General features: G+C 60.1%; 1 protein-coding gene. It reads right to left on the bottom strand.

All coding sequences use genetic code 11. The features are described from left to right. On the bottom strand, nucleotides 1-253 hold a 253-nt coding region (locus U5A58_RS40675), incomplete at both ends, for a cytochrome b N-terminal domain-containing protein (protein ID WP_321965480.1).

A 253-nucleotide genomic window follows, 5' to 3' on the forward strand; every position in this document is an offset into this window, starting at 1 on the left:
CACGATCGCCGCGAAGATCATCAGGAAGATGCAAACGCCCATGAAGTCGTGCACCGAGTAGTACGGATGGAACGGAATGCCGTCGAGCGGCACGCCGTTCGCGTCCTTCTTCTCCTTGATCTCGATGCCATCCGGGTTGTTCGAGCCCACTTCGTGCAGCGCGATGATGTGGCAGATCACGAGCCCGACCAGCACGAGCGGAATGGCGATCACGTGGAACGCGAAGAAGCGGTTGAGCGTGACGTCCGACACC

Source organism: Paraburkholderia sp. J7 (assembly GCF_905220155.1).
Taxonomy (GTDB): domain Bacteria; phylum Pseudomonadota; class Gammaproteobacteria; order Burkholderiales; family Burkholderiaceae; genus Paraburkholderia.